This is a genomic window from Pseudomonas fluorescens (assembly GCF_001648775.1).
Classification (GTDB): domain Bacteria; phylum Pseudomonadota; class Gammaproteobacteria; order Pseudomonadales; family Pseudomonadaceae; genus Aquipseudomonas; species Aquipseudomonas fluorescens_M.
Genome location: NZ_LVEJ01000022.1, coordinates 70,801 through 83,556, shown reverse-complemented (window position 1 = coordinate 83,556; position 12,756 = coordinate 70,801). Strand labels below are relative to the sequence as shown.

Below are 12,756 nucleotides of genomic sequence, written 5' to 3'. Positions count from 1 at the left end.
GGTGGTGAATTGCTGACGCCGAAATCACGGATCGGCGTCGGTTTTTTCAATGTTTCTTGTAGGTTTAGTGCACCAGCATGCCGGTGAACCAGTAGGCCTGAGCCAGCGTGATCAGACCGACAATCGTTGCAAAGAATAGGCTGTGCTTGAGGGTGAAGCGGAACAGATCCGATTCCTTGCCCACCAGCCCGGTCGCGGCGCAGGCGACGGCGATCGATTGTGGCGAGATCATTTTGCCGGTCACCCCGCCGCTGGTGTTTGCCGCCACGAGCAAGGTGTCATTGACGCCGATCTGGTGCGCGGTGGTCGCTTGCAGCGAGCTGAACAGCGCATTGGAGGAAGTATCCGAACCGGTGAGAAACACGCCCAGCCAACCGAGAAACGGTGAGAAGAACGGGAACGCCGCACCCGTGGCTGCCAATACCAGGGCCATGGTCGAAGACATGCCGGAATAGTTGGTGACGAAGGCGAACGCCAGCACCATGCCGATCGACAGGATTGGCCAGCGCAGTTCGTAGAAGGTCTCTTTCAAAGTGGTAAGACCAGTTTTGAAATTGATCTTCAACACCAGCATCGAGATCAGCGCGGAGAAGAAAATCGCCGTGCCGGTCGCGGAAATCGGATCGAGTTTGAACACTGCTGGAATGGCCGTCGGAGCTGCAACGATCGGTGCGGTTTTGATCACCAGCTGATCAAGGTGCGGAATCGCGAAGTTGAACACCCAGCTGTACATCGAACCACCGGCGGCGAACATCGCTTTGAAAGGCTTGAGGGTCCAGATGGTCACCAGCACGGTGAGGATCAGGAACGGCGACCACGCTTTGAAAATTTCCCCGAGGCTGTAAGGCGACGCCACGGTGGTGCGTTTCTGACCGAAACCGCCGACGCTGGCGGTGATCGCTGCGCTCGACGTGGCGCCGGCGATTTGCGCGCCGGCGGTGCGTTTTGGCTGCCAGACTTTCAGGAATAGAGTCAGCGAGATCAGGCTGGCCAGCGCCGAAGTGATGTCTGGCAACTCTGGACCGATGAAGTTCGAGGTGAAGTATTGGGTGACGGCGAAGCTCAGGCCGGCAACCAGCGCCGCGGGCCAGGTCTCGCGCACGCCGCGCAGGCCATCCATCATGAACACCAGCCAGAACGGCACAAACAACGACAGCAGTGGCAATTGGCGACCGGTCATGGCGCCGATCTTGAACGCGTCAATCCCGGTCACTTGGCCGGCAACGATGATCGGAATCCCCAGTGCGCCGAACGCGACCGGCGCGGTGTTGGCGATCAGACACAGGCCGGCGGCGTACAGCGGGTTGAAGCCCAGGCCAACGAGAAGCGCGGCAGTAATCGCCACGGGGGCGCCGAAACCGGCGGCACCTTCCAGGAATGCGCCGAAGCAGAAACCGATCAGCAGCACTTGCAGGCGCTGGTCGTCAGTAATCGATAACACCGAACTGCGAATAACCTCGAACTGACCACTTTTCACCGTCAGTTTGTAGAGGAATACCGCTGCGACAATGATCCAGGCAATCGGCCACAGACCGTAGGCAAAACCATACCCGGCGGCGGCGAAGGCCATGTCGACCGGCATCTGGAACGCGAAGATCGCCACGGCAATCGACAGCGCGAGAGTGATGCTCCCGGCCACATGGCCCTTGAGGCGGAACACCGCCAACGCGAGGAAAAAGAAAACGATGGGGATGACGGCCGCGAGTGCGGACACGCCGAGACTGCCGAGCGGGCTGTAGAACTGTTGCCAGGTTTGCATATGGGGTGGCCCCTAATTGTTGTTGGTCAGGCACTGTCAGCGTTCTTGGATAATTGGTAAGACCAATTTACAATCGCTGTTGGCTAGGGTAAAAGCCTTGAAGGCGGTGTGTCAATTTGCCGCCCTAAAACTTTTGTCGAACAAGCGGTGCAGGTCGCATCTGATCCGGTTTCGGCAAGTGGCGTCTGGTAGGTGTCGACAAGGCGCCGATAGGCCAGAATAGAGAGCCCGGCGAGCGGTCGGGATCGTGGAGAAATGAGTTATGGGGTTTGATCAGATACGTCAGCGCCGTTTGTCTGACGATATTGTCGAGCGCCTTGAGGGGATGATCCTTGAGGGCACGCTGAAGTCCGGTGAACGGCTGCCGGCCGAGCGCACGCTGGCCGAACAATTTGGCGTATCACGGCCGTCGCTGCGTGAAGCGATCCAGAAACTGGCGGCGAAAGGTTTGTTGGTCAGTCGCCAGGGTGGCGGCAACTATGTGGTGGAAAGCCTCGGTTCGACGTTCAGTGATCCGCTGCTGCAACTGCTCGAAAGCAATCCGGAGGCGCAGCGCGATTTGCTCGAGTTTCGGCACACTCTGGAGGCATCGTGTGCCTATTACGCAGCCTTACGCGCGACTGATGTCGATCGTGAAAGGCTGACGGCAGCGTTCGAAGAGTTACAGGACTGCTATTCGCGCCACGACGAAGTCAGTCGGGCGGAGGAGGGCGCGGCGGATGCGAAATTTCACTTGGCGATTGCCGAGGCCAGTCATAACGCGGTGTTGCTGCACACCATTCGTGGATTGTTCGATCTGCTCAAGCGCAACGTGGTCACCAACATCGGCGGCATGTACAAGCAGCGCACGGAAACGCGCGACATGCTGATCACTCAGCATCGGGAATTGTATCTGGCGATTATTGAAGGTCGTGCGGAGCAGGCGCGTGAGGTTTCCAGCCGACATATTTTGTATGTCCAGGAAGTGCTGGAAGAGGTGCGGCAGGAGGTTCAGCGCATGGCTCGGGCGGAGCGGCGCAAGGGCATGTGATCAGTTATTTCTGTGTTGATGCTGCAATAGCTTTCGCGAGCAGGCTCGCTCCCACATTGAAATGCATTCCAATTGTGGGGACGAGCAGGCTCGCGAATACGCTCTAAAGGCAGAAGAAATCAGTCTTCCTTGCCCTTGTTGCGCACCGCACGCTGCAGTTCACGACCGGCATCGCGCTCGCGCTCGGTATCACGCTTGTCGTATTCCTTCTTGCCCTTGCCCAGAGCGATCTCGCACTTGACCATGTGCTTGCTCCAGTACCAGGACAGGCAGACGCAGGCGTAACCTTTTTGCTGCACGGCGGCGGCGAGCTTTTCCAGCTCGCGGCGGTTGAGCAGCAATTTGCGTGTGCGCACCGGGTCGGCGATGACGTGGGTGCTTGCGGTCATCAGAGGCGTGATGTGGCTGCCGAGCAACCACGCTTCGCCATCTTTGAGCAGGACATAGCTGTCGACCAGCTGTAGCTTGCTTGCCCGCAGACTTTTTACTTCCCAGCCGGCCAGGACCAGACCAGCCTCGAACTTGTGCTCGATGAAGTAATCGTGTCGCGCCTTTTTGTTCTGCGCGATGGTCCCTGTTGGGTGTTTCTTCTGTTTAGCCATAGGGGCGGCATTATATGGAGATAAACGGCTGTCGGCTACGGTGATGCTGCGTGCTTGAGCAGGTTGAGTGAATCCCGGACAATGCGGCCTCTTTTTCTAACGCTTGGGCGTGATAAACGATGTCGACAGACAAGGTTTCTGTCCACGGCAGTTGGGCTAGCCGCTGGGTTTTCATACTCGCCGCGACCGGTTCGGCCGTGGGACTGGGTAGTATCTGGAAGTTCCCCTACATGGTCGGGGTCTACGGCGGCGGCGCCTTTGTGCTGATGTTTCTGGCGTGTATCGCGCTGATCGGCATCCCGGTCATGCTCGCTGAAACCCTGATCGGCCGGCGCGCCCGGCAAAGCCCGGCGAACGCCTTGAAGGTGCTGGCGCTGGAAGCCGGGCACTCGGGCAAGTGGTCGTGGGGGGCCTTTGCCGGGATGATCACGGCGTTGTTGATCCTGTCTTTCTACAGTGTGGTCGGCGGCTGGTCGCTGGACTACATCGTCAACATGGGGCGCGGCGACTTCCAGGGCGCCACGGCCGATCAGGTCGGTGCTTATTTCGGCCATGTCATCTCCAATCCATGGCGTCTGACACTTTGGCACACGATTTTTATGCTGTTGTCAGCGTATGTGATCGCCAAAGGCGTGGTCGCCGGGCTTGAACGCAGCCTGCGCATCATGATGCCGTTGCTGTTCGTGATGATTCTGGTGCTGCTGGGTTACAGCATGACCACCGGGCATTTCATGGAAGGCGTGCATTTCATGTTCGACTTCCACCCGGAAAAGGTTCTCGACGGCTTGTTGCCAGCGATGGGGCACGCGTTCTTCTCGCTGAGCGTGGGTGTTGGCTCGATCATGATCTACGGTGCTTATATGCCGAAGAGCTCGTCGTTGTCCGGCACAGTTGTCGGTGTGGCACTGCTTGATACGTTTGTTTCGCTGGTTGCCGGTCTGGCTCTGTTCCCGATTGTGTTTGCCGGCGGCCTGAACCCTAGCGAAGGGCCTGGCCTGATGTTCGTCAGCCTGCCATTTGCGTTTGGTAACGTGGCCTTCGGTCAGTTGATGGGCGTGGTGTTCTTTGTGCTGGTGGCGATCGCTGCCTGGAGCTCGGCGATTTCCCTGCTCGAGCCGATGGTTGCCTATCTGGTTGAGCGCACCAAAGTCAGCCGCGCGTGGGTGACTTTCTGGCTGGCGTTTATCTGCTGGTTCGTCGGTCTGGGCACGGTGTTCTCCTTCAATATCTGGAAGGAAGCCAAATTTTTCGTGAACGAAGGCGGGATGTTCCATCTCTACCAATGGGGTGCGCAGAGCGGTCTGGACTTCTTTGGTGTGATCGATTTCTTCACCTCGCGGATCATGTTGCCGCTCGGTGGCCTGTGTTTCGTGCTGTTTGCCGGATGGGTGATGGGGCGTGAAGCGGTACGCGACGAGTTGTCGATCCGCAACCCGGCACTGTTTGCCCTGTCTTTGTTTTTGATGCGCTACGTGGCGCCCATCGGCATTCTTGTAGTGTTTGCCGCTCAGCTCTGGAAGTAACGCTCACATGACGACACATATTCAACGATCGGCATTGCTGCCGTACCCGGCGCAATTTCTTTACGACCTGGTCAACGACGTGGCGCGCTACCCGGAATTTTTGCCGTGGTGCTCGTCGGCCGAGGTGCTGGAAAGCTCGCCGGAGCATATGCGCGCCAGTGTTGGCGTGGCCAAGGGCGGCCTCAGTCAGCATTTCGTGACGCGCAATACGCTGGTGCCGGGGCAGTCGATCGAGATGAATCTTGAAGAAGGTCCATTCAATCAACTGCACGGTGTCTGGGTGTTCAAGGTGTTGAACGAGAAGGCCTGCAAGATAAGTCTGGACCTGTCGTTCGACTATGCCGGGCCGTTGGTGCGCGCCACGCTTGGGCCGCTGTTCAATCAGGCGGCCAATACCCTGGTGGACGCGTTCTGCCAGCGCGCCAAGCAGATGCATGGTTGAGCCGGTGATCGAGATAGAAGTCGTTTACGCGGCCGTGGATCGTCAGGTGCTGCGCTCAGTCAGCGTCAATGAGGGTGTGAGCGTTCGCGCTGCGGTGCTGGCGTCGGGCGTCGGTAGCGAGTTTCCCGAGCTGAATCTGACGGATTGTCCGCTGGGTATCTTTGGCAAAGTGGTTGCTGAGCCGGATACGCGGGTGATTCAGGCGGGAGATCGCATCGAGATTTACCGCCCGTTGCTGGCTGATCCGAAAGAGGTGCGACGCTTGCGTGCGGCCAAGGCTGCCGAAGCCAAGGCTCGAAACGCGTAAAAAATCAAATCGCAGGCAATAAAAAACCCGGAATCTCCGGGTTTTTTATTGCCTCGCAAATTATTGCGGCGAGGTGTCCAGCGGCTCTGGTGTCGGAACCGGAACGGTTTCTACACCATCGACGTCCTTCTGGATCTGATCCAGCAAGGAACCTGGCTTGACCGGTTTTTCCGGTTTTGGCTTCTCGGCGTTTTCAGCAGGAGCGGTCACCGTAGTGCCACTGTCCTTGCCGAGAATAGCTTCGTCACGGCTTACGCCCGGCATAAAGTCACCGGACAGGCTGACAAGCTGGTCGTTTGAGTTGAAAATAACGCTGATGCGTTCCTGTTGGCGTTCACCGCCACCCGGTTGCAGGCTGTACAGATAATCCCAGCGATCGGCATGGAACGTGTCGGCAAGCAGAGGGTTACCCATGATAAACCGTACTTGCGGCCGGGTCATTCCCGGGCGTAACTGGTCTATCATGTCCTGCGTGACGACATTGCCCTGCTGGATGTCGATTTTGTAAACCCCGGGGAATGAACAACCGGCGAGTGCGAGCAGTCCCACAAAGGTGAAACTGGTTAGCAAGAGCTTGGTGTTTTGCATCGGTGGGCGACTTCCACTATCTTGGCTGGGACAACGTAAACGCCGATCATACCCGCATTAAGAGAAGCTGCGAAGCAGCATCGCGAGAAAGCTGACCATGGTTGAAAATAGCGAACTACGCAAAGCCGGCCTCAAAGTGACCCTGCCACGGGTCAAGATCCTGCAAATGCTCGACTCTACCGAGCAGCGTCACATGAGTGCCGAGGACGTCTACAAGGCGTTGATGGAAGCTGGCGAGGACGTCGGTCTGGCCACGGTTTACCGTGTTCTGACCCAGTTCGAAGCCGCTGGCCTCGTGGTCCGTCACAACTTCGACGGTGGCCACGCGGTATTCGAACTGGCTGACGGTGGCCACCACGACCATATGGTCAACGTGGAAACCGGTGAAGTCGTCGAATTCGTCAGCATCGAAATTGAAAAGCTCCAGAAGGCAATTGCCGAGGAGCACGGTGTCGAGTTGGTGGATCACAACCTGGTGCTGTACGTGCGCAAGAAAAAGTAAGCATGTCGCGCGAATTTTACATTCGCGAAACGAACGAAGGCGACCCAAGGGTCGCCTTCGTGCTTTCTGCCGTTCTTAAACCTTGGCGGTGACGACCATTTTTTTCGCGTGGGCCAGTGACTCCTTGGTCAAATCGATGCCGCCGAGCATCCGCGCCACTTCTTCTATACGGTCGTTCTTGCTCAGTTTGGACACGGCGGTGTGCGTGGCCTGTTCGCCGCGTACCTTGTGCACGAACAAATGCTGGTGCCCCTGCGCTGCCACCTGCGGCAAGTGCGTCACCGTCAGAACCTGACCGCGATCGCCGAGTCGACGCAGCAGTTGGCCGACAATTTCCGCCGTCGGGCCACCAATACCCACGTCCACTTCGTCGAACACCAGCGTCGGAACGCGGGATGTCTGTGCGGTGATGACCTGAATCGCCAGGCTGATCCGTGAGAGTTCACCACCGGAAGCGACTTTCGCCAGCGCCTTCAGCGGCTGGCCCGGGTTGGCGCTGACCAGTAATTCGACCTGTTCCAGGCCGTTGGGCAGCAATTCGTCGCTGCTGTTGGCCTTCAATTCGATGGTGAATCGGCCTCCAGGCATGCCCAGTCGCTGAATCTCCTGCTCCACCGCGCTGGCGAGGCTGCCGGCGGCTTGATGACGCAAGTCGCTCAGCTCGCGGGCCTTTTCCTGATAGTGGCGTGCATAAGAGGCCAGCTCTTCGCCCAGACGCTCGATGGATTCGTCATTGGCGTTGAGGGTTTCGATCTCATCCAGCAATTTCTGCTGCATCTCGCCGACTTCGGTGGGCTGAATCCGGTGCTTGCGCGCCAGGGTATAGATAGCGTCGAGACGTTCTTCCAGATATTGCAGGCGCGCCGGGTCGGCATCGAAGTTATCAAGGAAGCGATTGAGTTCGCCGACGGCTTCTTCGACCTGAATCTGCGCGCTGGTCAGCAGGCTGCTGGCTTCACCCAGCGCGCCAATCGAATTATTAACGCTCGACAGCCGATTAAGGCTGGCGGTCAGCGCATTCAGGACATTGCCAGAATCGCTTTCACTGCATTGCTCGACCACCTGCCGGCAAATGCCCAGCAAGGTTTCGGCGTTGGTCAGATTCTTGTGTTCCTGCTCCAGTTGCTCCAGTTCGTTATCACCGAGACCGAGGTTTTCCAGTTCTTCGAGCTGATAGCTGAGCAATTGATGGCGAGCGCGTTGTTCGTCGCCGGAATTGGAGAGTCGCTCCAGCTCCTGGCGAGTCTGACGCCAGCGCTGGGCGGCCAGTTGAACCTGACGGGCCAGATCGGTGGCGCCGGCGTATTCATCCAGCAAGCGGCGATGAGTGTCGGTTTTCAGCAGGGATTGGTGTTCGTGCTGGCTGTGGATATCAATCAACAGTTCGCCGAGGGCTTTCAGATCGCCGAGCGGGCAGGGCGTGCCATTGATATAGCCGCGCGAACGGCCTTCGCTGGTGATGACGCGACGCAGGATGCACGGGCCGTCGTTCGACAGATCGCGCTCCGCCAGCCAGGCGCTGGCCTCGGGAATGTCGATCAGGTCAAAGGTCGCGAGGATGTCGGCCTTGTCGGCGCCGGGACGGACCACGCCGCTGTCGGCACGATCACCAAGGGTCAGGCCCAGCGCATCGAGCATGATCGACTTGCCGGCGCCGGTTTCCCCTGTGATCACGCTCATCCCGCGATCAAGTTCGAGATCGAGATGTTCAACGATGGCGTAGTTATGTACGGACAGGTGCACCAGCATAAAGGCCGCTCCCAGGCTTTAGGTCTGGTTATTTATACAGTGTTTTGTTTCAGGCTGACAATGCCCTCCCTTAGCTCGATTCGCTTGAACCGCAATTCTTCTTAGTGCATTGAGGAATGAGACAATCGGCACTTTTTTGTAGGGTTAATGCGTGGAAGCCCTTGAAGCCTGATTTTGCGGCCCCATATATCGGGGCAGAAGCGCGAGTCAGGCTCGCGGACGAAATTGAAAGGAGAATTCTATGGCTGACGAACAGACAGTAGATACGCAAAACCCAGATGCCCCTCAGGCGCCGGAAGGTTCGAGTGATGACCTGGCGACCCGTGTGCAAGTGCTCGAAGAGCAATTGGCCGCAGCGCAAGATCAATCTCTGCGCGTAGCTGCCGATCTGCAGAACGTCCGCCGCCGTGCCGAACTGGACGTCGAGAAGGCGCACAAGTTTGCGCTGGAAAAATTCGCCGGCGACCTGCTGCCGATCGTTGACAGTCTGGAGCGCGGTCTCGAACTGTCGAACCCGGACGACGAAAACATCCGCCCGATGCGTGAAGGCATCGAGCTGACGCTGAAAATGTTCCACGACACCCTCAAGCGTTATCAGCTTGAAGCGATCGATCCGCATGGCGAGCCGTTCAATGCTGTTCAGCATCAGGCGATGGCCATGCAGGAAAGCGCCGACGTAGAACCGAACAGCGTTCTGAAGGTGTTCCAGAAGGGCTATCAGCTTAACGGTCGCCTGTTGCGTCCGGCCATGGTTGTGGTCAGCAAGGCGCCAGCGCCAATTTCGCCTTCGATTGACGAGAAGGCTTGAAATTAGCCGCAAGGCCCCCATTTAGAAGTCAAGCGTTTAAGTGCTACCGCAGTCAGCCACCACTGCTGCGGCATCCAAATCCAAAGTTTCGGGAGAGTGAACATGGGCAAAATTATCGGTATCGACCTGGGGACTACCAACTCCTGCGTCTCCGTGCTGGAAAACGGCAAAGCAAAAGTTATTGAAAACGCTGAAGGCGCGCGTACCACGCCGTCGATCATCGCTTACGCCAACGATGGCGAAATCCTGGTAGGTCAGTCGGCCAAGCGTCAGGCTGTGACCAACCCGCACAACACTCTGTACGCAGTAAAGCGTCTGATCGGTCGTCGTTTCGACGAAGAAGTTGTGCAGAAAGACATCCAGATGGTCCCTTACAAGATCGTCAAGGCTGACAACAACGACGCCTGGGTTGAAGTGAACGGCCAGAAAATGGCGCCGCCACAAATCTCGGCTGAAATTCTGAAGAAAATGAAGAAGACCGCCGAAGACTACCTCGGCGAGCCAGTGACCGAAGCGGTGATCACCGTTCCGGCCTACTTCAACGACAGCCAGCGTCAGGCGACCAAAGACGCCGGCCGCATCGCCGGTCTGGACGTAAAACGTATCATCAACGAACCAACCGCAGCTGCTCTGGCTTACGGTATGGACAAGGCCAAGGGCGATCACACCGTGATCGTTTATGACCTGGGTGGCGGTACGTTCGACGTTTCCGTGATCGAGATCGCTGAAGTTGATGGCGAGCACCAGTTCGAAGTACTGGCCACTAACGGTGACACGTTCCTCGGCGGTGAAGACTTTGACATTCGTCTGATCGACTACCTCGTTGACGAATTCAAGAAAGAAAGCGGCATGAACCTCAAAGGTGATCCGCTGGCCATGCAGCGCCTGAAAGAAGCCGCTGAGAAAGCCAAGATCGAGCTGTCGTCCGCTCAGTCGACCGACGTCAACCTGCCGTACATCACTGCAGATGCGACCGGTCCTAAGCACCTGAACGTGAAGATCTCGCGTGCCAAGCTCGAAGCACTGGTTGAAGACCTGGTTCAGCGCACCATCGAGCCTTGCCGCATCGCCATGAAAGACGCCGGTCTGGACGTTGGCGCGATCAACGACGTGATTCTGGTCGGTGGTCAGACCCGCATGCCGCTGGTTCAGAAGCTGGTTACCGACTTCTTCGGTAAAGAAGCGCGTAAAGACGTTAACCCGGACGAAGCTGTTGCCATGGGTGCTGCGATCCAGGGCGCCGTTCTGGCCGGTGACGTGAAAGACGTTCTGCTGCTCGACGTCAGCCCGCTGACCCTGGGTATCGAAACCATGGGTGGCGTGATGACCGCGCTGATCGAGAAAAACACCACGATTCCTACCAAGAAATCGCAAGTGTTCTCGACTGCCGACGACAACCAGGGCGCTGTGACCATTCACGTGCTGCAGGGCGAGCGTAAGCAAGCCACCCAGAACAAGTCCCTGGGCAAGTTCGACCTGGCCGACATTCCACCTGCTCCACGTGGCGTGCCGCAGATCGAAGTGACCTTCGACATCGACGCTAACGGCATTCTGCACGTGGGTGCGAAAGACAAGGCGACCGGCAAGACCCAGTCGATCGTGATCAAGGCCAACTCCGGTCTGTCCGACGAAGAAATCGAGCGCATGGTGCGTGACGCCGAAGCCAACGCTGAGGAAGACCGCAAGTTCGAAGAGCTGGCCGCTGCCCGTAACCAGGGCGACGCACTGGTTCACTCGACGCGCAAAATGATTGCTGACGCGGGCGACAAAGTCACCGCCGAAGAGAAGACTGCGATCGAAGCGGCTGTGGTTGCTCTGGAAGCTGCTGTCAAAGGCGACGACAAGGCTGCTATCGAAGCGAAGGTTGAAGAGCTGTCGAAAGTCTCCGCTCCGGTTGCTCAGAAGATGTACGCCGAACAGGCTCAGCCTGCTGAAGGCGCAGCGCCGCACGACGAGAAAGCTGAAAAGGCTGACGACGTGGTCGACGCTGAGTTCGAAGAAGTCAAAGACCACAAGTAAGTTGTTGGTCGGCCGGTTGACTGCCTTTAGGCAGTGACTGGTAGGATGTCGCCGCGCGGGAGCTAGCTCCCGCGTTGGCGTATCTGGAATACGCGAATTTTTACAGCATGCGACAAGCCTTGTGTGTTGGCGGTATGGCCGAGAATGCTCCTGCTTTTCGTGCCGAAAGTACTGCAAGAAACAAAGACCAGGATCGTTGAATTGACGTGAGTTGGGTCCGGGCCTGTATTGGGGCTCAACGAGTTTGGCGATCCTCAGGAGGGGTTTGTCGAACGTCCTCAAGAGTGCAGAAGACTTATGGCAAAGCGTGACTATTACGAAGTGTTGGGTGTTGAGCGCGGCTCAAGCGATGCGGACCTGAAGAAGGCCTACCGTCGTCTGGCAATGAAGCACCACCCGGACCGTAATCCCGACGACAAAGCGTCGGAAGAAATGTTCAAAGAGGCCAACGAGGCCTATGAAGTGCTGTCCGACTCGAGCAAGCGTGCGGCCTACGACCAGTATGGTCATGCCGGCGTCGACCCGAGCATGGGCGGCGGTGGCGCCGGTTTCGGCGGCCAGAACTTCTCGGACATCTTTGGCGATGTCTTCAGTGATTTCTTCGGTGGCGGTCGCGGCGGTGCCCGTGGCGGCGCTCAGCGTGGCAGCGACTTGCGCTACACCCTGGAGTTGAATCTGGAAGAAGCGGTACGCGGCACGACCGTGAATATCCGCGTTCCGACATTGGTCAATTGCAAGCCCTGCGATGGCTCGGGCGCCAAGAAAGGCTCTTCGCCGTCGACGTGCCCGACTTGCGGCGGCATCGGCCAGGTGCGCATGCAGCAGGGCTTCTTCTCGGTGCAGCAAACCTGCCCGCGCTGCCATGGCCAAGGCAAGATCATTTCCGATCCGTGCGATTCCTGCCACGGTGACGGTCGTGTCGAAGAGTACAAAACCCTCTCGGTCAAGGTGCCGGCTGGTGTCGATACCGGCGACCGCATTCGTCTGTCCGGCGAAGGCGAGGCGGGTACGCAGGGCGGTCCGACGGGCGACCTGTATGTGGTCATCAATGTCCGCGAGCACGATATCTTCCAGCGCGATGGCAAGCATCTGTTCTGCGAAGTGCCGATCAGCTTCGTCGACGCGGCGCTGGGCGGCGAGCTGGAAATTCCGACCCTCGACGGGCGCGTCAAACTGAAAATCCCTGAAGGCACGCAGACCGGCAAGCAGTTCCGTGTCCGCGGTAAAGGCGTGGCGCCGGTGCGTGGCGGTGGTGCGGGCGACTTGATGTGCCGTGTGGCGGTCGAGACGCCGGTCAACCTGAACCGTCGTCAGCGTGAATTGCTGGAAGAATTCCGCAGCTCGCTGGCGGACGACAACAGCCATTCGCCAAAAACCACCGGTTGGTTCGACGGTGTGAAGCGCTTCTTCGGCGATCTGTAAGGAGT

Annotated in this window: 12 protein-coding genes; 8 read left to right on the top strand and 4 right to left on the bottom strand. The window is 58.1% G+C overall.

Annotated features, from left to right (window positions below; all coding sequences use genetic code 11):
* Positions 1-64: 64 nt before the first annotated feature.
* Positions 65-1,759, bottom strand: a complete 1,695-nt coding sequence (locus A8O26_RS19870) for a lactate permease LctP family transporter (RefSeq protein ID WP_064119479.1) — start codon at positions 1,757-1,759, stop codon at positions 65-67.
* 262 nt (positions 1,760-2,021) lie between these two features.
* Between A8O26_RS19870 and A8O26_RS19865 the strand changes: the two genes are divergently transcribed.
* Entirely contained in the window at positions 2,022-2,789 is a 768-nt protein-coding gene (locus A8O26_RS19865; protein WP_007915207.1) for an FCD domain-containing protein, read from the top strand.
* Between the two features lie 119 nt (positions 2,790-2,908).
* Here A8O26_RS19865 and smpB read toward each other — a convergent pair whose 3' ends face one another.
* Positions 2,909-3,391: an SsrA-binding protein SmpB gene (smpB, locus tag A8O26_RS19860; protein ID WP_007915208.1), complete on the bottom strand. Its 483-nt coding sequence runs from the start codon at positions 3,389-3,391 to the stop codon at positions 2,909-2,911.
* A 119-nt stretch (positions 3,392-3,510) separates the two neighbouring features.
* Between smpB and A8O26_RS19855 the strand changes: the two genes are divergently transcribed.
* Genes A8O26_RS19855 through A8O26_RS19845 form a run of 3 tightly spaced genes read left to right on the top strand, consistent with a single transcriptional unit; the run spans position 3,511 to position 5,663 of the window.
* Positions 3,511-4,914 carry a sodium-dependent transporter gene (locus tag A8O26_RS19855; protein WP_064119478.1) on the top strand — a complete coding sequence of 468 codons (1,404 nt, stop codon included), beginning with the start codon at positions 3,511-3,513 and terminating at the stop codon, positions 4,912-4,914.
* A gap of 7 nt (positions 4,915-4,921) precedes the next feature.
* Entirely contained in the window at positions 4,922-5,356 is a 435-nt protein-coding gene (locus A8O26_RS19850) for a type II toxin-antitoxin system RatA family toxin (protein WP_016986510.1), read from the top strand.
* A complete protein-coding gene (locus tag A8O26_RS19845) occupies positions 5,349-5,663 on the top strand; it encodes an RnfH family protein (protein ID WP_064119477.1) in 315 nt (104 codons plus the stop codon). The genes A8O26_RS19850 and A8O26_RS19845 overlap by 8 nt, the downstream gene beginning before the upstream one ends.
* 60 nt (positions 5,664-5,723) lie before the next feature.
* Here the strand turns inward: A8O26_RS19845 and A8O26_RS19840 are convergent, their stop codons facing one another.
* The gene (locus tag A8O26_RS19840; protein ID WP_016986508.1) at positions 5,724-6,251 is read right to left on the bottom strand and encodes an outer membrane protein assembly factor BamE; all 528 of its coding nucleotides are present in this window, start codon (positions 6,249-6,251) and stop codon (positions 5,724-5,726) included.
* A 97-nt stretch (positions 6,252-6,348) separates the two neighbouring features.
* Here A8O26_RS19840 and fur point away from each other — a divergent pair, with 97 nt between their 5' ends.
* Positions 6,349-6,753, top strand: coding sequence for a ferric iron uptake transcriptional regulator (fur, locus tag A8O26_RS19835; protein ID WP_064119476.1), 405 nt, complete (start codon positions 6,349-6,351; stop codon positions 6,751-6,753).
* 75 nt (positions 6,754-6,828) lie between these two features.
* Here the strand turns inward: fur and recN are convergent, their stop codons facing one another.
* Positions 6,829-8,502: a DNA repair protein RecN gene (gene recN, locus A8O26_RS19830; RefSeq protein ID WP_064119475.1), complete on the bottom strand. Its 1,674-nt coding sequence runs from the start codon at positions 8,500-8,502 to the stop codon at positions 6,829-6,831.
* A gap of 241 nt (positions 8,503-8,743) precedes the next feature.
* Here recN and grpE point away from each other — a divergent pair, with 241 nt between their 5' ends.
* The 3 genes from grpE (at position 8,744) to dnaJ (ending at position 12,751) form a co-directional block, all read left to right on the top strand.
* On the top strand, positions 8,744-9,310 hold the full coding sequence (gene grpE, locus A8O26_RS19825; protein WP_064119474.1) for a nucleotide exchange factor GrpE: 567 nt from the start codon (positions 8,744-8,746) through the stop codon (positions 9,308-9,310).
* Between the two features lie 102 nt (positions 9,311-9,412).
* Entirely contained in the window at positions 9,413-11,329 is a 1,917-nt protein-coding gene (gene dnaK, locus A8O26_RS19820; RefSeq protein WP_064119473.1) for a molecular chaperone DnaK, read from the top strand.
* 297 nt (positions 11,330-11,626) lie between these two features.
* The gene (dnaJ, locus tag A8O26_RS19815; protein ID WP_064119472.1) at positions 11,627-12,751 is read left to right on the top strand and encodes a molecular chaperone DnaJ; all 1,125 of its coding nucleotides are present in this window, start codon (positions 11,627-11,629) and stop codon (positions 12,749-12,751) included.
* The last annotated feature ends 5 nt before the right edge of the window (positions 12,752-12,756 follow it).

Excerpts from the sequence above, each read along its gene's own strand:
- smpB (WP_007915208.1), bottom strand. The coding sequence starts at position 3,391 with ATGGCTAAACAGAAGAAACACCCAACAGGGACCATCGCGCAGAACAAA.
- A8O26_RS19850 (WP_016986510.1), top strand. The coding sequence starts at position 4,922 with ATGACGACACATATTCAACGATCGGCATTGCTGCCGTACCCGGCGCAA.
- A8O26_RS19840 (WP_016986508.1), bottom strand. The coding sequence starts at position 6,251 with ATGCAAAACACCAAGCTCTTGCTAACCAGTTTCACCTTTGTGGGACTG.
- A8O26_RS19870 (WP_064119479.1), bottom strand. The coding sequence starts at position 1,759 with ATGCAAACCTGGCAACAGTTCTACAGCCCGCTCGGCAGTCTCGGCGTG.
- grpE (WP_064119474.1), top strand. The coding sequence starts at position 8,744 with ATGGCTGACGAACAGACAGTAGATACGCAAAACCCAGATGCCCCTCAG.
- A8O26_RS19865 (WP_007915207.1), top strand. The coding sequence starts at position 2,022 with ATGGGGTTTGATCAGATACGTCAGCGCCGTTTGTCTGACGATATTGTC.
- fur (WP_064119476.1), top strand. The coding sequence starts at position 6,349 with ATGGTTGAAAATAGCGAACTACGCAAAGCCGGCCTCAAAGTGACCCTG.
- recN (WP_064119475.1), bottom strand. The coding sequence starts at position 8,502 with ATGCTGGTGCACCTGTCCGTACATAACTACGCCATCGTTGAACATCTC.
- dnaK (WP_064119473.1), top strand. The coding sequence starts at position 9,413 with ATGGGCAAAATTATCGGTATCGACCTGGGGACTACCAACTCCTGCGTC.
- dnaJ (WP_064119472.1), top strand. The coding sequence starts at position 11,627 with ATGGCAAAGCGTGACTATTACGAAGTGTTGGGTGTTGAGCGCGGCTCA.
- A8O26_RS19845 (WP_064119477.1), top strand. The coding sequence starts at position 5,349 with ATGGTTGAGCCGGTGATCGAGATAGAAGTCGTTTACGCGGCCGTGGAT.
- A8O26_RS19855 (WP_064119478.1), top strand. The coding sequence starts at position 3,511 with ATGTCGACAGACAAGGTTTCTGTCCACGGCAGTTGGGCTAGCCGCTGG.